At 70.1% G+C, this 20,600-nt stretch carries 20 protein-coding genes, 1 tRNA gene and 1 pseudogene; 16 read left to right on the top strand and 6 right to left on the bottom strand.

The window, feature by feature from the left end; genetic code table 11:
* Positions 1-126 precede the first annotated feature (126 nt).
* On the top strand, positions 127-792 hold the full coding sequence (locus KBI5_RS01385) for a hypothetical protein (RefSeq protein ID WP_011435372.1): 666 nt from the start codon (positions 127-129) through the stop codon (positions 790-792).
* Between the two features lie 897 nt (positions 793-1,689).
* On the opposite strand, the gene KBI5_RS01375 is transcribed toward KBI5_RS01385, so the two are convergent.
* Positions 1,690-1,947, bottom strand: a complete 258-nt coding sequence (locus KBI5_RS01375) for a hypothetical protein (protein ID WP_023841029.1) — start codon at positions 1,945-1,947, stop codon at positions 1,690-1,692.
* A gap of 376 nt (positions 1,948-2,323) precedes the next feature.
* On the opposite strand from KBI5_RS01375, the gene KBI5_RS28340 reads away from it, so the two are divergent.
* The 3 genes from KBI5_RS28340 (at position 2,324) to KBI5_RS01365 (ending at position 4,571) form a co-directional block, all read left to right on the top strand.
* Positions 2,324-2,452 (top strand): hypothetical protein, encoded by a 129-nt coding sequence (locus KBI5_RS28340; protein ID WP_023841030.1) that lies wholly within the window; start codon positions 2,324-2,326, stop codon positions 2,450-2,452.
* Between the two features lie 301 nt (positions 2,453-2,753).
* Positions 2,754-3,182 (top strand): ATP-binding protein, encoded by a 429-nt coding sequence (locus KBI5_RS01370; protein ID WP_085014093.1) that lies wholly within the window; start codon positions 2,754-2,756, stop codon positions 3,180-3,182.
* 63 nt (positions 3,183-3,245) lie between these two features.
* The gene (locus tag KBI5_RS01365; protein ID WP_085014092.1) at positions 3,246-4,571 is read left to right on the top strand and encodes a YbhN family protein; all 1,326 of its coding nucleotides are present in this window, start codon (positions 3,246-3,248) and stop codon (positions 4,569-4,571) included.
* 60 nt (positions 4,572-4,631) lie between these two features.
* On the opposite strand, the gene KBI5_RS01360 is transcribed toward KBI5_RS01365, so the two are convergent.
* On the bottom strand, positions 4,632-5,057 hold the full coding sequence (locus KBI5_RS01360) for a DUF3618 domain-containing protein (protein WP_011435368.1): 426 nt from the start codon (positions 5,055-5,057) through the stop codon (positions 4,632-4,634).
* Between the two features lie 453 nt (positions 5,058-5,510).
* On the opposite strand from KBI5_RS01360, the gene KBI5_RS01355 reads away from it, so the two are divergent.
* The 4 genes from KBI5_RS01355 to bcp all read left to right on the top strand — a co-directional run bounded on the left by KBI5_RS01355 (position 5,511) and on the right by bcp (position 8,259).
* Complete coding sequence (locus tag KBI5_RS01355; RefSeq protein WP_011435367.1) at positions 5,511-6,281, top strand: SCO family protein; 771 nt, start codon at positions 5,511-5,513, stop codon at positions 6,279-6,281.
* The gene (locus KBI5_RS01350; RefSeq protein WP_085014091.1) at positions 6,278-6,844 is read left to right on the top strand and encodes a MauE/DoxX family redox-associated membrane protein; all 567 of its coding nucleotides are present in this window, start codon (positions 6,278-6,280) and stop codon (positions 6,842-6,844) included. The genes KBI5_RS01355 and KBI5_RS01350 overlap by 4 nt, the downstream gene beginning before the upstream one ends.
* Positions 6,801-7,613: a thioredoxin domain-containing protein gene (locus KBI5_RS01345; RefSeq protein WP_011435365.1), complete on the top strand. Its 813-nt coding sequence runs from the start codon at positions 6,801-6,803 to the stop codon at positions 7,611-7,613. The genes KBI5_RS01350 and KBI5_RS01345 overlap by 44 nt, the downstream gene beginning before the upstream one ends.
* A 154-nt stretch (positions 7,614-7,767) precedes the next feature.
* Positions 7,768-8,259: a thioredoxin-dependent thiol peroxidase gene (gene bcp / locus KBI5_RS01340; protein ID WP_011435364.1), complete on the top strand. Its 492-nt coding sequence runs from the start codon at positions 7,768-7,770 to the stop codon at positions 8,257-8,259.
* Between the two features lie 71 nt (positions 8,260-8,330).
* On the opposite strand, the gene KBI5_RS01335 is transcribed toward bcp, so the two are convergent.
* The gene (locus tag KBI5_RS01335; RefSeq protein ID WP_085014090.1) at positions 8,331-8,843 is read right to left on the bottom strand and encodes a hypothetical protein; all 513 of its coding nucleotides are present in this window, start codon (positions 8,841-8,843) and stop codon (positions 8,331-8,333) included.
* A gap of 427 nt (positions 8,844-9,270) precedes the next feature.
* Between KBI5_RS01335 and KBI5_RS01330 the strand changes: the two genes are divergently transcribed.
* Positions 9,271-9,351 (top strand) — tRNA-Leu (locus KBI5_RS01330).
* A gap of 1,083 nt (positions 9,352-10,434) precedes the next feature.
* On the opposite strand, the gene KBI5_RS01315 is transcribed toward KBI5_RS01330, so the two are convergent.
* Together KBI5_RS01315 and KBI5_RS28565 are read right to left on the bottom strand one after the other, a co-directional pair.
* On the bottom strand, positions 10,435-10,797 hold the full coding sequence (locus KBI5_RS01315) for an Arm DNA-binding domain-containing protein (protein ID WP_011435330.1): 363 nt from the start codon (positions 10,795-10,797) through the stop codon (positions 10,435-10,437).
* Between the two features lie 10 nt (positions 10,798-10,807).
* A pseudogene (locus KBI5_RS28565) lies at positions 10,808-11,041 on the bottom strand (IS256 family transposase); the annotation flags it as partial.
* Between the two features lie 125 nt (positions 11,042-11,166).
* Between KBI5_RS28565 and fxsT the strand changes: the two are divergent.
* From fxsT to KBI5_RS01295, 3 genes are all read left to right on the top strand, one after another.
* Entirely contained in the window at positions 11,167-13,944 is a 2,778-nt protein-coding gene (fxsT, locus tag KBI5_RS01305) for an FxSxx-COOH system tetratricopeptide repeat protein (RefSeq protein WP_085014089.1), read from the top strand.
* A 654-nt stretch (positions 13,945-14,598) separates the two neighbouring features.
* Positions 14,599-14,919 carry a putative quinol monooxygenase gene (locus tag KBI5_RS01300; protein WP_011435328.1) on the top strand — a complete coding sequence of 107 codons (321 nt, stop codon included), beginning with the start codon at positions 14,599-14,601 and terminating at the stop codon, positions 14,917-14,919.
* 130 nt (positions 14,920-15,049) lie between these two features.
* Positions 15,050-15,922 (top strand): NAD(P)-dependent oxidoreductase, encoded by an 873-nt coding sequence (locus KBI5_RS01295; RefSeq protein ID WP_085014088.1) that lies wholly within the window; start codon positions 15,050-15,052, stop codon positions 15,920-15,922.
* A 132-nt stretch (positions 15,923-16,054) separates the two neighbouring features.
* On the opposite strand, the gene KBI5_RS26785 is transcribed toward KBI5_RS01295, so the two are convergent.
* Entirely contained in the window at positions 16,055-16,618 is a 564-nt protein-coding gene (locus KBI5_RS26785; RefSeq protein ID WP_198537451.1) for a hypothetical protein, read from the bottom strand.
* 831 nt (positions 16,619-17,449) lie between these two features.
* Here KBI5_RS26785 and murI point away from each other — a divergent pair.
* From murI to rdgB, 4 genes are all read left to right on the top strand, one after another.
* Positions 17,450-18,352, top strand: a complete 903-nt coding sequence (murI, locus tag KBI5_RS01285; protein ID WP_023842099.1) for a glutamate racemase — start codon at positions 17,450-17,452, stop codon at positions 18,350-18,352.
* A complete protein-coding gene (locus KBI5_RS01280) occupies positions 18,349-19,098 on the top strand; it encodes an MBL fold metallo-hydrolase (protein ID WP_023842098.1) in 750 nt (249 codons plus the stop codon). The genes murI and KBI5_RS01280 overlap by 4 nt, the downstream gene beginning before the upstream one ends.
* A gap of 79 nt (positions 19,099-19,177) precedes the next feature.
* Entirely contained in the window at positions 19,178-19,921 is a 744-nt protein-coding gene (gene rph / locus KBI5_RS01275) for a ribonuclease PH (RefSeq protein WP_011435323.1), read from the top strand.
* On the top strand, positions 19,918-20,580 hold the full coding sequence (rdgB, locus tag KBI5_RS01270; protein WP_085014087.1) for an RdgB/HAM1 family non-canonical purine NTP pyrophosphatase: 663 nt from the start codon (positions 19,918-19,920) through the stop codon (positions 20,578-20,580). The genes rph and rdgB overlap by 4 nt, the downstream gene beginning before the upstream one ends.
* Positions 20,581-20,600: the final 20 nt, after the last annotated feature.

Below are 20,600 nucleotides of genomic sequence, written 5' to 3'. Positions count from 1 at the left end.
GGTATAAGCTGCCGCCCATCGCCGCCCGGGCTGGCGCTGACGGGGGCGAGCCGGTCACCCCTCGATCGTCCGTTGGCGCCCAGGTAACCGTCGGCACGTAACGAACCTCAGGGATGGGGCACGATCATGGCACTGCGTATCAGCGTCGACCTCGATGGGCTACGGTGGGCCGATCTGTTCCGCTTCGTCGATCTCGCCCGCAGCGGCGGCATCAGCGCGGAGGACCAGGTTGACGTCATCACCTACGGCAGTGACCCGATGTCGGTCAGCCTGTCGGCCCGCATCTACCCGGCATCCGAGGGGTTCCTCTCCACGGAGCAGCCGGACACCTCCGGCGACAGCATGCGCGGCGCCCCGCTCTCGATCAGCCCCGGGGCCGGCAGTCCCAACGGCTCGGGGTTCGCCTACGACGGTCCCACCGACCGCGCGGCCTCGGCCAACGGTGCCCACTACCCGGCGTTCGACAACGCCGCGGACCGTGCGGTCCCGCAGAGCAGCAACGGCCTGCCGTCCTCCTACGGACCCGGGTACGACGGACCCGCCGAGCGGGGCGCTCAGGCGGCGGGGGGTGGGCACTATCCCGCGTTCGACGGCCAGCCCGACCGCATGCCGCCGGGTGCCGGCGGGCAGTTCGCGGGTTTCGAGCCGTTCGACCGGTCCGCGCCGGGCAAGGAGCCCGGAGGTGCCCCCGGGCAGGTCGAAAGTCCCTACATCGAGGAGTTCGCCAGGCTTCAGGAGGGTCTGATGCGGCAGGTCCGCCGCACGGACGAGGTCCGGCCGGACCGGTCCTGATCTGCGATCAGCGCCTCCCCGCGGCCACGCCGTCCGGACTCCGGCTCGGCATGACCATGCGGCCCGTCCCGGCGAACCCACTTCCCGCCCTCACCGCACGTAAGGGAGAGGGAACCATCAGCGGCGTCTGGCACCGCGAGTCAGAAACGGAACGTGAGTCAGCGGTGACGGTGAACCCGAACGGGCTACACCCTTCGTGCCCGCTGGCCCGCTATGGTGCATGCTGCCGGTGATGGAGGATCCGCGCCTTGCTGACGTCGAGCAGTATCACGGGCGACTGCGCTCGGAGCTCGACGTCATCGCCCGTGGGCCGGTCCTGGTCGGCCCGAAGATCGTCGAGCATATTCACTCGCTGATCACCCTCATCGACCTTCATCAGCCGAATGAGTTCGACCTCTGCCTGAGCTGCGACCGTCTCTGGCCCTGCGCGTCGATCATCGCGATCACCGGCATGTCGCCGGGCGCCGCACCGGACAGCCGGGCGGTTGACGAGGCCAGGATGTTCCCTCCGGCTCGCCCCGCGGCCAGACCGCCCGCACCGCAGTCACCCCCGCCACCACAGTCACCCCCGCCACCACAGTCACCCCCGCCACCACAGTCACCGGTCAGGCCGCCTGTCCCGGTTCCTGGACAGTTCCCCGAGCCGATGCCCGGGGCGGCTGCCCACCTGCCCATGGGGTCCCCGGCAGACTCCGACCACCCGCCGTCCGGCGGATACTCCGACCGTTCGGGCTACCCGCCCCCGGCTGCCCATCCCGCCCAGCGGGGTGCTCCGCGGCCAACCGGTGCCCGGCCACGACTGCCCGGCGGGCGGCAACATGCTCCCAACGGATACTCCTCGGACCGGTATCCGACGGGCGGGTACCCCACGGACCGGGACCGGTCCGCCGCGGACGGCTACCCGCCGGCCGTAAACCCGTCGGTGGCCCGGGACGATGTCGTCGTGCCGTCATCCCGGCCCGCTCCCTCGATCTCCGGTCCGGTCGAGATGGCCACGGCCAGGGTCGAGACGCCGCGCTCGATGACCGGCACCGGAACCGGGCCAGGCGGCCCGTCGGACCCCGGTCCCGCGCTGCCGGGGCCCGGACGCCACCAGGGCCGGCCATCACCCCAGCCGGGGCCGACGCCGCCGGAATCCACCCGGTCGGGATCCATGCAGCCGGGATCCACACACCGCGGACAGCCCGACCGCGGACGGCCGGGCCCGGCCGAGTCCCCGGGACGCCCCGCGGGGAACGGGGCGAGAGCCTGGGCAGACCGTCCCCGAGCACCGCAGCGGCGCGCGGAACCGGGTGGGCAGCCGACGAGGGACCAGCCCGGCCCACGGCCCATCGGCCGTCCCGACCACCCCGGGCCGGCCTTCGATCGGAACCCGACCCCGCCCGACGGGCGCGCCCCGGACGGAACCGGTGGTGTACCGCATGGCTCCGGTAGCCGGTACGCGCAACCTGGGATCGACCCGCCGAACTCGTCACACCCCGGTCGGGCTGCCATGCCGCGAACAGCCGCGCGAGCGGATGCGGATGCGGACATGGTGCCGTCCCCCCGCAGCGATCTGTCGGCGGCGGCGGCCCGCATCGACCAGACCGCGGTCGACGAGGTCACGCGGGCCTGGATGGCTCGCCGCGAGTCGGTGCTGGACGGCATCGACGTCATCTGACGCCATCCCCGACGTGGTCACCCGCCCGGCCGTCCCAGCGGGGCAGGCCGACCCGCCCCGCTGGGACGGCCTGCCACCCCGGCCCGGCACCCCGGCGAGGGAAGCGCCGATGCCGTCCTCGGCGCGTCGCGTCGCCCGGACGTCCCGGTCGCGGTATCCAGATGCGTCGCGTGGCCGTTGCCCGGCTCGACGACCACAGAGGGTCAGGTTTGGGGGGGCGGTCATGGTGGCAGTAACGCGACGCGGCAGACCCCCGCACCGGAACGACGACCGTGACTGACAACCCCCCGGAAGGTGAGRCGTGGCCGAAGCTCTCAGCGCACGCTTCGACCTGCCCGCCGATCCCCGCGYCGCCAGCCGAGCCCGCCGGCTGGTCACCGAGCTGCTCGCCGCTTGGGGCCGCCCGGAGACCGTCGAGGTCGCGCAGCTACTCGTCAGTGAGGTCGTGACGAACGCGGTGCGCTTCGTCGGCGCCCGCGCCGCCCTGTGCCTCACACTGTCCCTGCGCGACGACCGGATCCGCATCGCGGTCGACGACGGAAGCTCGCTGTGGCCGGTGCTGAAGCCCGCCCACGACGACGACGAGTCGGGCCGGGGCCTGCATCTGGTCGCCGCGCTGGCAATGCAGTGGGGTGTCGTCGAGGTACCGGACACCCGGGGGTCAGGCAAGCAGGTCTGGTTCGACCTGCCACGCCAACAGGATCCGATCGAGGCGGTCTGYGGCTCCTGACCAGGGCCGCCGACCGATTCCTCCCGAAGCGTCGTCGCGCGACTTCCGGTGRCCAGGTTGGCAATGAGACTGCTTCAGCTGCTGTTCAGCCAAGCCGCATACCGTCAAGCCGCGTACCGTGACGTACGTCTCCTCTGCATCACGACCGTGATCGCGCCTGTCGATCCTACGGGGGTAGTCATCGAGACTCCGGTCCTGCTCGGCGCTGTCAGCGCCGAGAGCGCCGCCGCGCCCGCGCCCCCGCTTCCACCGCCGGTGGTGCTGACCCGGCAGCTACTACGACGCCCCGGTGCCCACCCGGACGACAACTCCGACGACGTGGCTGCAACGACACCGAGCTCTACAACGACACCGAGGGGCGAGCTCGTCGCATCCCCGGCCGGTGACGTCCACGTCTTCGCCGAACCGCTCGCGCTCCGTCTCGGACCGGTTCGATCGTCCCGGTCCCGGCGGCGCAACGTCCTGCTCGCCGGCGTGCTCGCCGTGCCCCTCACCATCCTGGCCGTGCGCTTCCGCGGCGACATGGCCTCACGGCTGGCCGGCGTTCCCACGCCCCGCTGGCACTGGCTCGTCATCTGCGCGCTCTCCTCGGTCCTGTTCTACTTCGCCAACGGCCTGTCCACGCGGGCGGCCAGCGGCCTGCGGATCGAGCTACGCACCGTGACCGGCCTGCAGGTCGCGGCAGCGGCGGCGAACCGGATCGTGCCCGCGGGTCTCGGGGCCATCGCGATCCATCTGCGTTTCCTGGAACGGCGCGGGATGACGCGTCCCGCGGCCCTGGCGGCCATCACGTCGATCAAGGTGGCCGGCGGGGTGGCGCACCTCGGGGGCATCGTCCTGGTCGCCGGCACCCTCAGCGACTCGGGCATCGGGGCTGCCGTGGCCAACCCGCTGCGGTCCACTGTCCAGGGGCTCGGGCCGGGGCCGTTCGTGCTCGGCTGTGGGGCGGTCTGCGCGCTCGTGACGGGCACCGTGGCCCATCCACGGATCCGGTCGAAGGCCCGGCCGGCGGTGCGGGCCTTCGACACCCATCTGAAGATCCTCGCCCGTTCCCCGTGCCGGGCTCTGCTGCTGCTGCTGTCCCAAACAGGGACACGCTTCTTCCAGATCCTCGCGCTCGCCTGCACGGTCTGGGCATTCGGCACCAGCATGACGTTGCTGTCCGTTGCCGCGGTCTACCTCATCGGCTCGATGGTAGCCGGCGCGGCGCCGACAGCCGGCGGCATCGGCGCGATCGAACCGGCACTGGCCTTCGGGCTCGCGGCCGCGGGCGGTACGGCGGCGTCCATGTTCACCGCGGTCCTCGTCTACCGCCTGATCAGCTTCTGGCTGCCGGTGCTGCCGGGGATCCTCATGCTGGCCTGGCTGCGCCGCACCGGCGACCTGTAGGCGGGGGCAGGGAGTCGGCGCGACCGGCCCGGGAGCGGCCCAGGCGGGCGGGCGGGCCGCTCACCCGCGCCGGGACGACCGGCGACGACGGCGATGACGGATCCCACCCACCAGGAGCAGCACACCTCCACCCACGAGAACGACCCGCTCCCAGCGCACCACCCGGACCACGGTGGCGCCGCCAGAGGGGCCGGGCACCGCCCTGCCGTCCAGCGCACCCCCGGTCAGCGTGCCCGCATCCCCCCGCCGGTCCACGCCATCGGCTCCGACGCCGGCCTCCAGTTCGGGAAGCGCCGGCCCCGGGCCGATCCCGAGGGCCGGACCGTACCTGTGGCGCAGTTCGGCGGTCTTCACCCGCAGCTGCATCTGGGCCCGCTCGGCGACGCGGCGCGGGCTGACGATCTCCGTGATGGAATCGATCGTCTCCGCCAGTTCGGCGCGGGTCTCTTCGATCTGTTGCTGGATCACGGCCGGGTCCTGCGGCACCGATGTCGCCCTCTCGTCCGTTGCGAATGGCGGACGCGCTCCCGCGGCTGGCGTCGATCGGCGTCGATGGACGCCACGGACATCTCCGTCGGGTGCGACCGGCCTGCAACGATCGTGCCAGACACATCACCGCCCGGCGAGACCAAACCGCCAGTGGCGCGACACGTCACGCGGGCGCCCTGACGCGCGGCGTCTCGCCCCGTCCGGTCCCGGTCTCCGTACCGCGCAGCTGGCGCCGCAGACACCGCGCAGCTGGCGCCACAGGCGGAAGCAACCGCACACCGGAATCCGTCCGGCGGGACATTACGCTGAACGCTGTGCGCGACGGCCAGCGGTGCTCTGGCCCGGGTGGGAGTCGCCCCGGGCGACTCCCACCGTCAGCACCTGCCGCAGTCAGGCGGACACGTTTTCCGTGGCCCCGATCCGTCCTGCCCGGCCCTGCCCTGGAGCGTCATGTCCCCAGTCCACCATCCTCGTCACGACACGGGTTCCCGTCACGACGCCGGTTCCCCGCCTGGACAGTTCCCCCCGTCGCGCTCCCGGCGGCGCCGTCCGGCGCTGGCCGGAACCATTGCCACGGTCCTGGTCGCTTCCTCGATGGCGCTGCTCACCGCCTGCGCCGGCTCGGGAACCGACACCGGAGTGAAGATCGTCGATGTGGGCAACGGCGGCGACGGCAGCCTGCACGGCACCGTCCCGGCCAGGCGGCTGGCCAAGCCGGCCCTCAACCTCACCGACGCCGACGGCCGTCCCTTCGACCTGCGCACACGCACGCAGGGGAAGATCACCATGCTGTTCTTCGGCTACACCCACTGTCCGGACGTCTGCCCGACCACGATGGCGGACCTCGCGTCGGCACTCGGCGAGGTGAAACCGGACGTGCGTGACCAGGTGACGGTCGTCTTCGTGACGACCGACCCTGATCGGGATACGGGGGCAGTCCTCAGCCGTTGGCTTAAACAGTTCAACGCAACCTTCATCGGCGTCCGCGGCCCGTTCGACCGGATCCGTACCGAGGCCGAGGCCTTGGGCGTTCCCCTGGAGAAACCGGAGGTCCAGGCCGACGGCTCCGTTCTGGTCACCCATGGCGCCCAGGTCATCGTCTTCTCTCGGGATGACAGGATCCGCGCGCTGTACCTGGCGGGGACCAGCGTCCAGGAATACATCGACGACCTGCCCAAACTGACCGCCGAGCGGTCCGGATCAGAAGAAGCACGGTCTTGAATCCGATCACCTACAGCCTTGTCACCCCCATGCAGCCGGCCAGTCGCGCCGTCTCCACAGTGTTGCGCCTCGGCCTCGGCGTGGTCTGGCTGGTCGCCGGGCTGTTGAAGGTCAACGACCCGGACGGGATGGTGCGCTCCGTGBGGGCGTTCCGCATCCTGCCCGATGCCCTCGTGCAGCCGATCGCGTACGGCGTCCCGTTCCTGGAGATCGCCTTGGGGATGCTGCTCGTCGTGGGGCTCGCCGTGCGGCTGTCCGCCGTCGTGTCCGCGGTGATGTTCGCCGTCTACATCGCAGCGATCGCGTCGGCCGCCACCCGGGGGCTGCGGATCGACTGCGGCTGCTTCTCCTCTGGGGGTGATCTCACTGCCGACGCCCCGACGCACTACACCTCCGAGCTGATCCGCGACAGCCTGCTGCTCGCCGCCGCCGGGCTGCTGGCCTGGCGGCCGAGCGGCTACCTGGCGGTGGACCGTCTCCTCGACCAACCAGTGAACGATCTTTCCGGGAGTACCGCTGATGGCTGCGAAGTCGAAGAAGGCACCGTTGACGACCGGCGGTAGGGCCCCTGGCGGCGGCGCAAGGCCCGACGCGACCCCCCCGGCAAGTGGAGGCAAGACGGTCAGCGGACAGGAGCGACGGGCCAAAGCCGCGGCGGCGCGGGCCGCGGCGGCAGCGCGGGAACGGCGACGGCGGCGCGGCATCATCACCGGCGTGGTGCTGGCCGTTCTCGTCCTGGTCGGCGTGATTGGCTTCGCCGTCCAGAACTCCCGCGAGGAGTCGAAGCCGGTGGTCCTGCCAGCGAGCGCCACCGGCACCGATCACGGCATCGTCGTCGGCAAGGCGTCCGCACCGGTCACCGTCGACCTGTACGAGGATTTCCAGTGCCCCATCTGCGGGACGCTGGAGAAGACAACCGGGCCGACCATCGGCAAGCTCCTTGACGACGGCAAAATCAAGATCGATTACCACATGATGTCGTTCATCGGGCCGGAGTCGAAGCGGGCAGCGAACGCGGCGGCGGCAGCCGCCAACGAGGGCAGGTTCCGGCAGTTGCACGATGTGCTGTACGCGAACCAGCCCGAGGAGCGCACCGGCGGYTTCACCAACGACACGCTCATCACGCTCGGAGCGAAAGCGGGGCTGACCTCGCAGGCGTACCGGAAAGCGGTCAACGAGGGGACCTACGACGGGTACGTCGCCAAGGTTGACGAGGACGCATCGAAGGCCGGCGTCACCGGCACGCCGACCGTCTTCGTCAACGGCAAGCGGCTGTCCGGGGAGCAGCTCACCCCGGAGGGCTTCCGCGCGGCGGTCGACGCGGCAGCCTGACCGGGCTCCTGAGCAGGGCAGCCTGAGCAGATGGGGGACCTGGGCAYGGTCCACGGTGCACAGACCGTGCCCAGGTCCCCCGAACCTCGCCACGTTGGGGATCTGTCCGCCGGGGGTTTGCCGTCCCGCGCGGGCCACGGCTACTTTTCGGGCCATGACTGAGACCGCCAACGCCGCCCGTCTGGTCCCCGGCGACATCGCACCCGACTTCACCCTGCCCGACTCCGAGGGGAACGAGGTGTCCCTGGCGTCCTACCGGGGACGGCGGGTCGTCGTCTACTTCTATCCGGCCGCGTCGACCCCGGGGTGCACGAAGCAGGCCTGCGACTTCCGGGACAGYCTCGCCCAGCTCGACAACGCCGGCATCGACGTGCTCGGGATCTCTCCCGACAAGCCCGCCAAGCTGGTGAAGTTCCGCGACGCGGAAGCCCTGACGTTCCCGCTGCTTTCCGACCCGGAGCGGAAGGTGCTCGCCGCGTACGGCGCCTTCGGCGAGAAGACAATGTACGGGAAGAAGACCATCGGCGTGATCCGCTCGACGTTCGTGATCGGCACGGACGGCACGATCGAGGTGGCGCAGTACAACGTCCGCGCGACCGGTCATGTCGCCAAGCTGCTGCGCGACCTGGGCCTCGCAGCCGCCTGACCGGGACCGTCCCTGAGGCGCCTGGCCGACCCATCCCGCAGGCTTCGTCGGCCGCTTCGTTGACGGCTTCGTCAGCTCGCCGGCCGCAGATCCCAGCCCAGCAGCACGTTCTCCGGACGGTGCGGATCGACCAGCACGGGGATACGACGCGGGCGGCCCGACGAAGCCGTCGCCGCCTCGCTCAGGTCGACGTCCGGGTCGGGAAGGACCGTGCTGCGCACCACCGGATACACGTTGCCCCACGCGCCGGGGCGTTCGATGAGCAGATGAACCTCGGCGACCGGCCTGCCGTTCACCCGCAGGCCCGTGTCACGGACCGCGCAGACGGCCGCGGTCGTCGCCCGACCGGTGTCGATGAGCTTCAACGCCCGGTTCCGTTCGAGGAGGGCACGCTGGGCGGCGTGGCGGGGGCCGGGGCCGACCAGCCGTTGGGCCTCGTTCCCGGTCTCGTTCCCGGCMCTGACGTTGGCCTCGGCCCTGATCTTGGCCCTGATCTTGGCCGGCGGGCTCTCGACCTGTGCCGGTGCCTCGCCGGTGGGCGGAACATCGGCGGGGGCGGAGCGCGGGACCTCGGTGAGGGTCATATGAATCGTCTCCCAGTCGTCCTGGCCAAACCGGCGCGAAACAACCCTGCCGCCGGTCGGATAGCCGTGCGAGTCAGGCTGACGACAACGGCCCTCTCACGGTTGTCGTCCCGACGACCGCGGGACGAGCCTCGGCGACCGGCGGCGTKAGCCCTCTGGACTGTCGATATCTGTCCGCCCTGGCGTCCACCAAACCCGGCCGATACCGGTAAACCTCGTGAATGGCTCACTACGAAGGTTCGTGGCCGGACTGGGGCAGCCTCCATGGCTACCCGCGGCTGCCCACGGTCGTCCACGGCTGCCCACTGTTGTCCGCGGTTGTCCACTGTTGTCCGCGGTTGTCCGCGGTCCTGGTGAGGATGCGGGGCATAACCCGGCGGGAGGCGGAGCGCCCCCCAGGTGAGGCGATCGCTACTCTGGAGGTGACGCGGGAGTGGCGGAATGGCAGACGCAGCAGACTTAGGATCTGCCGCCTTCGGGCGTGGGGGTTCAAGTCCCCCCTCCCGCACCCGTTGAACGGCAGCGTTCTCGCAGGTCAGATGCTCGCCCACCGTTCCTCCTCTGATCGTTTGGGCCCGTTTGGTCACAGATTGGTCACGACCGGGCCGTGACCGAAGTGGACGGACGAGGAGTCCGCGGGCCGGTGGCCGGGCAGTCTGACGCAGGCGCACCCGGTTCCGCATCGTCATCACCCAGGCCATCGGAGTCGTCCGAGTCGGTCGCGTCGCCACCGCCGTCGGGCCGGTCCGCCTGGTCCTCGTCGGCCTGCCCGCCAGTGCCGAGGATGAGCCCGGCGACGACTTCCGCGGCATCGGAGTGCATGCCGGGCAGAACGTGGCTGTAGATCTCCAGGTGATCGTGATGCTGGCGTGCCCCAGCCGCTCGGAGACGACCTTGGGATGCACGTTGCTCGCGAGCGCGAGGGTTGCCCAGGTGTGCCGCAGGTTGTGCAGCCGGATGACCGGCAGGCCGAGGCGCCTCACCCGCCGGAGGAACGCGCGGGAGTTCCGTTCCGGGTGCATGGCCCGGCCGTCCCAGTGGGTGAAGACAAGATCGGCCTCTGGCTCCCTGCCGAGCAACGCCAGCTCCTTCAGCTTGCTCTCGCGCAGGTCACGCAGCGCCGTTACGGTGGCCGTGTCCAGGGCGATGACCCGCGTGCCGCGTACGGTCTTCGGGTCGCTGAACACCGGCACCCGGCCGGTGTCAGACGTGGTGACGTTGACGAGCGTCCGGCGGATCGAGATGCGCCCCGCGTCCAGATCCACCGCCGACCAGGCGAGCCCCAGCGCCTCACCTCGCCGCACGCCGGTGGTGGCGAGGTGAGGCGCTGGGCGTAGGTCGGTTCGTCGCGGGTGGCGTCGAGGAAGGTCCGGAGTTCGGCGTTCGTCCAGGTGCGGATCTTCGTGTGCCGCTCGGCCTGGGCCTTCCGCTGCGGCGGCTTGGTCCGGTCCGCCGGGTTGCGTGGGATCAGGTCCCATTCGACTGCCGTCTTCAGCGCATCCCGAAGGATCGTGTGGATGTAGAGCACGGTCCGCGGCGACAGTCCGTGCCCCCGGGCATGGTCAGCCCGGCCAGCCCGGAGCAACTCGGCCTAGAGGGCTTGCAGGGTAGCCGTGTCAAGGAGCTGGAGCCGCACCCCGCCGAGCCGGGACAGGACATGCAGCCGCAGGTTCCGCCGGCATGACGCCAGGGTCGACGGCCGCAGCTCACCTTCCACTGCCGGGAGCCAGCGCGTCTCGATGAACTCCCGAACGGTCAGCCGGGACGGCTCGACGTACGTGCCGGCCGCGAGCTTGCCGAGAAACCCCGTCAGCGCCGCCTGTGCCGCCTTCTTGGTCGCGAACCCACGCCGTCTCGCCTGYCGACGCGGCCCACCCGCTGCGGTGATGTCGACGACGAAGAACCACCTGCCGGAAGCGTCCTTCCGGACGCTGCCCTGACGGCCGGCACTCACGAGGCCGCCCGGTGATCTCGCCCTCGAGGGCGGACTCCAGCACGACCTTCGTCAGCTGCTGGAGCAGGCCACCCTCGCCGGACAGCCGCACCCCCTGCTCACGGGCCTGGGTCACCAGCTGCGCGACCAACGCGGGATCGATCCCCGCTGGCGCAGCCTTCGCCTTCGACGCGCGGGGCCGTCCAGCGGCCGACTCCTCCAGGGACACCACAGCAGTGTCCGCTGCGTCTGTGGTGATCGTCATCAGGTGTCACTCCTTGATCGGGGTTACACCGTTGTTCTTACACACCCCGGGTGTCAGCCCGTTCGGCTGTCCGGTACGCGCCTGGGTTGTGACGATCCGTGGCTACTGTGGCAGGCTGTGCGGCTATGGGCACGAGGGTCCCGGCGTCAGGCGGCGGCGCGGTGCAGGGTGCGGCAAGGTCGCCATCGTCGGGGGTGGATTTCTTCGTCTCCTACACCGGGGCCGATCAGGGATGGGCGGAGTGGATCGCCTGGGTGTTGGAGGACGCCGGCTACCGGGTGCGGATCCAGACCTGGGACTTCAACGCGGGTAGTCATTTCGTCACCGAGATGCATCAGGCGGCACAGGTCGCGGCCCGCACGATCGCGGTGCTGTCGACGGCGTACCTGTCCTCGGCGTTCGCGGAGGCGGAGTGGCAGGCCGCCTGGGCCGCCGACCCGTCCGGGCGGGCGCGCAAGCTGCTGGTGTTCCGAGTGGAGGAATGTGATCGGCCCGGGCTGCTGGGTCAGCTGGTCAGCGTGGACCTGTTCGGCCTCGACCGGGACATCGCGGCCGGGCGGCTGGTGGCCGCGGCACGTGGGGAGCGGAGTAAGCCGGCGGTGGAGCCGGTCTTTCCCGGCGGGCCCGCCCAACCGATGGTCACCGCGACGGGGATGGAGCCGACGTTCCCCGGGCGGCTGCCCGATGTGTGGAACGTGCCGAGTCGCAACCGGCATTTCACCGGCCGCCAGTCCCAGCTCGACCAGATCCGCACCGAGCTGGGGTCGGGGCCGGTGGCGGTGACCACCCTGCACGGCATGGGCGGGGTGGGCAAGACCCAGTTGGCCGTCGAGTACGCCCATCGGCACGCCGCCGAGTACACATTGGTCTGGTGGATCGACGCGGAACAGACCCTCCTGGTCGGCGAGAAGTTCGCCGCGCTCGCGGGCCCGCTGGGTCTGTCGACCGATGGAGCGGTATCCGACATCGCGGCCATCGTGCTCGCAGCCCTGGGCCGTCGGGTGGGGTGGCTGGTGGTGTTCGACAACGCCGAGGATCCCGTCGCCTTGCGGGACTGGCTGCCAAGCGGACCGGGCCATGTGCTGATCACGTCCCGGAATCCGGGCTGGGAGGCACTCGCCGCCGCGGTCGACRTGGACGTGTTTGAACGGGCTGAGGCGGTGGCGTTCCTGACCCGCCGTCTTCCCGGCCTGAACGCGGCGGTAGCCGACGCGCTGGCTGCCGAGTTGGGTGACCTGCCTCTGGCGTTGGCGCAGGCCGCCGGCTACCTCACCACGACCCGGACGGATCCGGCCAGTTACCTTGCGAAGTTCCGTACCCGGCGTACGACGCTGCTGGGCAAAGGGGGCGATCCCCTCTATGCCGGCACCATCGCCACCGCTTGGTCCATGGCTCTGGAACGGCTGCGGGCCGACGCCCCGGCCACCGTGCAGCTGCTGAYGCTGTGCGCGCTGCTGGCTCCCGAACCGATCCCGTTGGCCCTGTTCGATGACCATCCCGATCTTCTCGACGGCCCGTTGGCGCAGGCGTGCGCCGGTACCCATCCCCGGCTCGACCTCGACGATGTGGTCGGTGACGCGCTGGCCTACTCCCTGGCCCGCCGGAGCGGGAACACGATTCAGCTGCACCGCCTCGTCGGGGCAGTCATCGCCGGTCAGCTGCCCGAGGAACGTCGCGACGTCCTGCGCGGCGTGGTGGTGGCCCTGGTGGAGGCCGCACTGCCGGATGAACCCCACCGGTCCGGGACGTGGCCTGTCTACGCCATGCTGGTCCCCCACGCACGTATCGTGTTCCGTCCGGACCGTCCCGGCGTCCTGAAACTGCTCGAGTATCTCGACGCCAGTGGTGACTACCGGACGGCGAAGATCGTGCAGGAGGACGTCCACAACGACACCGTGGCACGGCTGGGCGCCGAGCATCCCGCGGCTCTGCGTACGCGTGCCGCCGTCGCCAACTGGACCGGGGAGGCGGGGGATCCGGGGGGCGCGCGCGACATGCTCGCGGCGTTGCTGCCCGTCTGCGACCGGGCCCTGGGCGCCGACGACCGGCAGACCCTGCTGGTCGCGGCCCGTCTCGCGGACTGGACCGGGCAGGCCGGCGACTGGCCCGGCGCGCGCGACCTGTGCCTGTCCATCCTGCCCCGGTGGCGACGCGTCGCGGGTGAGGATGATCCGGAGACCCTGTATGTCTGGGCGAATCTCGGGTTCTGGACCGGGCAGGCCGGCGACGTGGCGGGCGCGTGCGCTCACTACGCCGCGTTTCTGCCGATCAGGGAACGGGTGCTGGGACCGGAACACCCGGATGTTCTCGAATCCCGTGACCAGTACGCCCGTTGGATCGGGGAGGCCGGGGATCCCGCGGCCGCGCGCGACCTGTGCTCGGCGCTGCTCACCGTCCATGAGCGGGTGTCCGGCGCGGAGCATCACGGCACGCTGTGGGTCCGCACCAACCTCGCCTGGTGGACCGGCAAGGCGGGTGACCCGGCCGCCGCCCGCGACCAGTACGCACAGTTACTGCCGATCCGTGAGCGGGTCTCGGGTCCCGAGCATCCCGCGACCTTGGTCGCCCGGGGTAACTTCGCCTACTGGGTGGGTCAGGCGGGAGACCCCGCGATGGCCCGTGACCAGTACGCCGCCCTGCTCCTGATCCACCGGCGGGTCCTCGGCCCCGACCATCCGGACACGTTGCTCGACCAGCGCAACCTCGCCCACTGGACCGGGGAGGCGGGGGATCCCGCGGGTGCCCGAGACCAGTTTGCCGCGGTACTGGCGCTGTTCGAACGGGCGTTGGGACCCGAGCACCGCGAGACCGTGGCCGCCCGCACCGAGCTCGCCGTCTGGACGGCCGCCGCACCCGACTGGGCTGCCGCGCCACCCGGATCCGCGACCGCCGGAAGGCCGTAGCCAAGCCCGACGGTCAGGGCTGTCGCGGCCACAAGCGCAGCCGAACGGGACCATGTGAGACGAGATTTCACTCCGCGCCATCCTCGATTCCGCATTGTCGGTCCGACGCCGTATCGAACCGCGAAGAGACCACGCCCGGCGGAGTCGACAGCATACGGCTGGACGTAGACCATGCAAGTCTCCTGAATCATCAGAGCAACAGGGCGCCGACCTTGCCTACATCCCGCCGGAGTGCGGTGCAGCGGCCAGCCGTCAAGGGATTTCCATTCACAGGTCGGTGAACACGAGTCGTCTCGAATTTGAACCACGAGTCGATGGAAGAAATCAGGCTGTGGCCCGCCGGCCGCGAATCGCTAGGCCGGCCGGGAGACCATGCCCGTCATCCACCAGATCCAGCCTTGAAGGAATACCATCGGGTACCGTTCATGACGTCCATATCGTCTTTGGTCGACAGAATCTGCTGTACATCGGCCTCCTGCCGTCAAGGTCCGGATGGCCCGTCCCGGACTACACAAGGCGGCCGATCTCAGGCCGCATCGATGTGGCCGGGCTCTCAGGCCACCATTAGAGTGATCTCCCGGATACGGTGACAGTACGTCGCGAAGCGACAGCGCCCCGCCATGTCCCTGTCGCAACACCCTGAGGAGGAGATCCATGTTCGGTCTGACGGTGCGGTTCGAGGTACGCCCGGACACGGCGGACGCGTTCGACGCGTTGGTGGCCGAGACGGTGCCGCTGATCGCCGCCCACGAACCCGGGACCTTGATCTACACTACCCATCGGGTGGTCGGCGACGACAATGCCCGGCTCTTCTACGAGCTMTACCGCGACCGCGAGGCGTTCGAGGATCATGAGAACCAGCCGCACATCCACCATTTCGTCGCCGAGCGGCAGGATCTGCTCACCGGTCCCCCGCGTATCGAGTTCATCACACTGACCTCGGGCACCGGGCTTCCTACGATGACAGGCGCCTGAGGACCCGGCACCTGCCGGTCCGTTCTTCACCCGCCCTGGGCTGGAGCGGCCGATGCCACTTGGCCCAGCCCAGCCGGGCAGGAAACCCGCGTCGGCGGACCGTCCGCCGACCAGGCCAGGAGGGTGACGCATGAAAATCGGTTTCATCGGACTTGGCGGAATGGGCAGCGCCATGGCGCGCAATCTGATCGACGCCGGCCACACCGTACTGGCCTGGAACCGCTCACCGGATCCCRTCACCGAGCTGGCCGCCGCCGGTGCGGTGCCCGCCAGCATCTCCGAGGCGTTCGCCACCGGAATCGTCCTCAGCATGCTGGCGGACGACCAGGCCGTCACCGACCGCCTGCTCGATCCGCGGGTACTGACCGCCGCGCCGGCCGGAGCACTGCATGTGAATATGGCCACCGTCAGCACCGCGCTGGCGATCCAGGCCCGGCGTGAGCACGCCGAGCACGGGCTGCGCTACCTCGCGGCTCCTGTCTTCGGCCGGACCGACGCCGCCCGCGCCGGCAACCTCACCATCGTGACCAGCGGCGATCCGGACGCGATCGCCGAGGTTCAGCCCCTGTTCGACGTCCTCGRCCGGCGAACCTGGACGGTCGGCGATGCGCCGGAGCACGCCAACCTGGTGAAGATCCTGGGTAACTATCTGATCGCCTGCAGCATCGAGGCGATGGCGGAGGCGAGCGCCGTCATCGAGGCCGGCGGGATGAACCCGGCCACGTTCATCGAAGTGCTCACCGACAACCTGTTTACCGGCCCGGTCTTCACCGGCTATGGCCGCATGATCGGAAACCGGGACTACGAGCCCGTCAACTTCCGTCTCCCGCTCGGGTTGAAGGACGTCCAGCTCGCGCTGGCCTCAGGGCTGGAACGGAACGTTCCGCTGCCCTTCGGCGGCGTGCTGCGGGACGCCTTCGTCGACGCGCTGGCGCATGGCCAGACCGACCAGGACTGGGCCGCGGTGACCGAGACGGCCCGYCGACGCGCCGGGCTCGCCTGATCCACGGCGCCGGGCCGCCACCGCACCGCGCTGCACCGTACCGACCTCAACGACCGTACCGAGCACAGCACGGACGGGATGTGCCCGGCCGGAGGAACGCCGCCCTGGCCGGTCAGTCCCCACTGGGCATCGCTACGGCTGGCGGCTGTCGTCGTGGTGCTTCTCTGGCTCCGCCGGCACTGGGCCGGACTGCGTGGCCCGGTGATGCTGTCCGGTGTCGGCGGACAGCAGGCCGGGCATGGATGCTCCGGTAAGAGCGGACGGCGGGAAACCCGCGCCACGGCGGACCGCGGAACCATACCAGCGGTCGTCGTCGAAACCGCTCTCGTCGTCGCTGCCGTCCGGACCGTCCCCGCCGGCGTAGTCCCAGCTCGACGACCAGTTGTCCGACGAGGACTCGACGGAGGCATCGGATGCGTCCGAACGCGCCCAGTCGAACTCACCACGACCGAACACGAACGAGCCACCCATCGGACGATTCTCCGGTATCGAGCGGTGCACGGACGCCGACGCCGACGCCGGGCCGACGACACGCGGGATCACAAGCCAGGCAGTGATGTTGACCCCCACGACAACGAGGATAATGACAATCGGAACCAGATAGCCGTACTCGGGCGGCAGCATGACGGCAAGCGCCGTCAACCCTCCCACCAGGAGGGCGACGCCCGTGGAGATCGCCGCGAGGAGCCGGGCCATGGACATGTTCCTATCGCCGTACGGCCAGCGATGCCCCCGATCGACGTCAACCCGACAAGGCAGAGGACAGTTTGGTGCCGTGTATCCCGCTTACACCGTCCGTCCTCACGCCATGGGACGATCTTGAGTGCTCGAAGAGCCACCCGACCGCGACCCTCCGTGCGTGGTCACGTGCTGACGTCCCCTGATCTCCCTGGATGACTGCATGGCCGGACGATGGCAAGACCACCGCGTGACGTCATCRTAGAAGCGCGGGGAGACGTCGGGAACCACGTTGCGTCGACACCCSGGGGACGGCCTGGAGGYGGCCTGGAAGACGCCTGGAGACATCGAGGATGCGACTGGGGTGCCTCGAATCGGGGACGGATGGGAACGACCCGGACACCTCAGCCGCGTCCTCAACATACCTGTTCGATAGCTAGTAGTCACTGATCGATTACAGGCAGTTCTAGCCTACACTCCGTTTGGCGTGCCTGTACCCGTATGGCATACCCACCCGGGCACGGCTCCTCGTGGACGATCGACAGACGGACCACGCATTTCCCGCGATACATCGATGAAAGATCGCGTTCCGGACCAGGCGAAGGTCATCGGATGATCCAGCAGACCGGGACGATCCCCGGATGTCGAGYCGGCCACACCTCGGCCCCTCGCGGCACGCGGACGCCTTCACCTGGGTAAACAACGAGGTATGACGCACAGCGATGCGCCCAGCTCAGCGAGGCGAGATGGTCCTATGTCGGACGCGCGAGGACTGTCCGGGACCGGACAATGGTTCCGTGACAACAGCCACAGGGTGAGCATCGGGTTTCCGGCTTAGTCTGATCGCTCATGAGCGGCGCGCCGATCGGGGTGTTCGACAGCGGGGTGGGCGGTCTGACTGTGGCGCGCGCCATTTTGGACCAGCTTCCGCATGAGCCCCTGATGTATCTCGGGGACACCGCTCGGGCACCCTACGGTCCGCGGCGGATCGCCGAGGTGCGTCGCTACGCCCTCGATGCCCTCGACCGGCTCGTGGACGAGGGCGTGAAGCTGCTGGTCATCGCCTGCAACACGGCAAGTGCCGCCTGTCTGCGCGACGCCCGGGAGCGTTACGACATACCAGTCATCGAAGTGATCATGCCGGCGACCCGCCGAGCGGCCGCGGCGACCCGCAGCGGGCGGGTAGGCGTCATCGGCACGCTGGCGACGATTGCCAGCCGCGCCTACGACGACGCGTTCACCGCCGCCGCGGGCGTGGAGTTGACCGGTGCGGCCTGCCCGGCGTTCGTGGACTTCGTTGAGCGGGGTATCACCTGCGGGCGGCAGTTGCTCGGTCTGACCGAGGCGTACCTCGCACCATTGCAGGAAGCCAACGTGGACACGGTGATACTCGGATGTACACATTACCCACTGCTGACGGGGGTCATCGGCCTCGTGATGGGAGAGGGCGTCACTCTGGTGAGTAGTGCCGAGGAGACGGCCAAGGACACCTACCGGGTACTTGTCCGGCATGGACTCTTCCGCGATCCGGACCTTCCGCCGCCCACCCACCGGTTCCTCACCACGGGTGATCCAACCTTGTTCAGCCGGGTGGGACGCAGGTTCCTCGGCCCCGAACTCGTCGGCGTCGCGGCGGTGTCCCCGCCCGTTCCCGCCGCGCGGGCCACAGTCACGCCTCCAGCCGTATGGGCCGCCCGAACCGGGGCGGACCAGGAACCCTCCTCCCAGCAGAGCCCGGTGGTGCCACGGTGAAACTGACGATCCTCGGCTGTTCAGGCACGTATCCCGGCCCGACGTCGGCCTGTTCGTCCTACCTCGTCGAGTCGGACGACGGGTTCCGGCTCGTCCTCGACGCGGGCAACGGGTCCATGGGCGAACTGCAACGGCACTGCGACCTGCGTGAGATCGACGCGGTGCTGCTCAGCCACCTGCACGGCGACCACTGCCTGGACCTGGTGGCCAACTCCTACGCGCGGCGGTACCACCCGGAGGGCATGCCGCCCAAGCTCCCGGTCTACGGCCCGATCAACACCCAGGAACGGCTGTGCGGAGCGTTCGAGAAATGGCCGGACGACAGCCTGGCCGACATCTACGACTTCCGGACCATCGGCGCCGGCCGCCTGCACATCGGGCCGTTCCGGATCGATCTCACCCGGGTGGCCCATCCGGTGGAGGCCTACGGCATCCGCCTCACCGCCGACGATCGGGTACTGACCTACTCGGGCGACACCGGGGCGTGTGACCGGCTGGTCCGCCTCGCTACCGACAGCGATCTCTTCCTCTGCGAGGCGTCGTTCCTCGATGAGGAGGACAACCCCCCTGACCTGCATCTGACCGGCCGGGAGGCCGGCGAGCACGCCCGGCGAGCCGGCGTGGGTCAGCTCGTGCTCACGCATCTTGTCCCGTGGGGGAACGCCGCCCGTTCCGAGGAGGAGGCGGCTGGCGTCTACGACGGCCCGCTGACCCTCGCGAGCCCCGGCACCGTCTATGAACTCTGAGAGCTCTGGGAGCTCTGACGGACCGCACCTCCGCACCTCGGCGCGCGGCCGGGTCACCCTGGGCCGATAGTGTCGCGACGTGATACGAGCGGATGGCAGGAGACCGGACGAACTCCGGCAGGTGACGATCCTGCGGGGATGGCAGGAGCACGCGGAGGGATCCGCGCTGATCAGTGCGGGCCGGACCAGGGTGCTGTGCGCGGCCTCGGTGACCACGGGGGTCCCGCGCTGGCGCAAGGGCAGCGGCCTGGGCTGGGTGACCGCCGAGTACTCCATGCTTCCACGGGCCACCGACACCCGTAACGATCGCGAGTCCGTGCGCGGCCGCATCTCCGGGCGGACCCATGAGATCTCCCGACTGATTGGCCGCAGCCTGCGTGCCTGCATCGACCTGAAGGCCCTCGGCGAGAACACCATTGCGATCGACTGCGACGTGCTGCTCGCCGACGGCGGCACGCGCACCGCCGCGATCACCGGCGCCTACGTCGCGCTGGTCGACGCCGCCCGCTGGCTCGGCCGGCCCGATGCGATCATCACGAGCGTCAGTGCGGTCAGCGTCGGCGTGGTCAAGGGTGAGGCGATGCTCGACCTGGCCTACAGCGAGGATTCCACCGCGGACACCGACATGAACGTGGTGTGCACCGGGGCGGACGGTTTCGTCGAGGTCCAGGGCACCGCCGAGGGCACCCCGTTCGACCGGACGATGCTCGACAGCCTGCTCGACCTCGCAGTGCGTGGATGCGCTCAGCTCACCGCGATCCAGACCGAGGCGTTGCGCGGCCCGGTCCCGGCGGGGCCTCCCCGCCCGGGAGGTGCTCGATGAGCGCCGAACACCACGGATCGGCCCGGACGACGAAGGTGGTCCTCGCCAGTCGCAACGAGGCGAAGCTCGCGGAGCTGYGCCGCATCCTGGCGGCCAGCGGCCTGGCCGTGGAGCTGGTGGGCCTGCCGCCAGGCGAGGAGGTGCCCGAGACCGGGACGACCTTCGCCGAGAACGCTCTGATCAAGGCGCGGGCGGCGGTCGCGGAGACCGGGCTGCCCGCGGTCGCCGACGACTCCGGGCTCGCCGTCGACGAGCTGGCCGGGATGCCGGGGGTGCGCTCGGCTCGATGGTCGGGCTGGCGCGACGGCACCCGGGTCGAACGGGACACCGCCAACAACACCCTGCTGCTCGCGCAGCTTGACGACGTCCCGGCCGACCGGCGCGGCGCCGCCTTCGTCTGCGCGGCGGCCCTGGTCACCCCGGACGGCGTCGAACAGGTCGCCCACGGCGAGCTACGTGGCACCCTGCTGACCGAACCTCGCGGCGTGGGCGGCTTCGGCTACGACCCACTGTTCCTGGCCGACGGTCAGACCCGGACGAACGCCGAACTGTCCGCGGCGGAGAAGGATGCGATCAGCCACCGCGGCCGAGCCTTCGGCGAACTGGCCCTGGTCCTCGGCGAGGTCCTCGCCGCCCCACCCACCCCCGCCACCGACTGAACCGCCGCATCGCGGCGAAG

The sequence above is a fragment of the Frankia sp. KB5 genome, assembly GCF_002099325.1.
Taxonomy (GTDB): Bacteria; Actinomycetota; Actinomycetes; order Frankiales; family Frankiaceae; genus Frankia; species Frankia casuarinae.
This window is presented reverse-complemented; position numbering and strand designations above follow the sequence as displayed.

Coding starts and splice junctions, on each gene's coding strand:
- KBI5_RS28340 (WP_023841030.1), top strand. CDS start 2,324: ATGGTGCCGTCCCCCCGCAGCGATCTGTCGGCGGCGGCGGCCCGCATC.
- KBI5_RS01385 (WP_011435372.1), top strand. CDS start 127: ATGGCACTGCGTATCAGCGTCGACCTCGATGGGCTACGGTGGGCCGAT.
- KBI5_RS26785 (WP_198537451.1), bottom strand. CDS start 16,618: ATGGCCCGGCTCCTCGCGGCGATCTCCACGGGCGTCGCCCTCCTGGTG.
- murI (WP_023842099.1), top strand. CDS start 17,450: ATGAGCGGCGCGCCGATCGGGGTGTTCGACAGCGGGGTGGGCGGTCTG.
- KBI5_RS01375 (WP_023841029.1), bottom strand. CDS start 1,947: ATGGATCCCGACCGGGTGGATTCCGGCGGCGTCGGCCCCGGCTGGGGT.
- KBI5_RS01365 (WP_085014092.1), top strand. CDS start 3,246: ATGAGACTGCTTCAGCTGCTGTTCAGCCAAGCCGCATACCGTCAAGCC.
- KBI5_RS01355 (WP_011435367.1), top strand. CDS start 5,511: ATGTCCCCAGTCCACCATCCTCGTCACGACACGGGTTCCCGTCACGAC.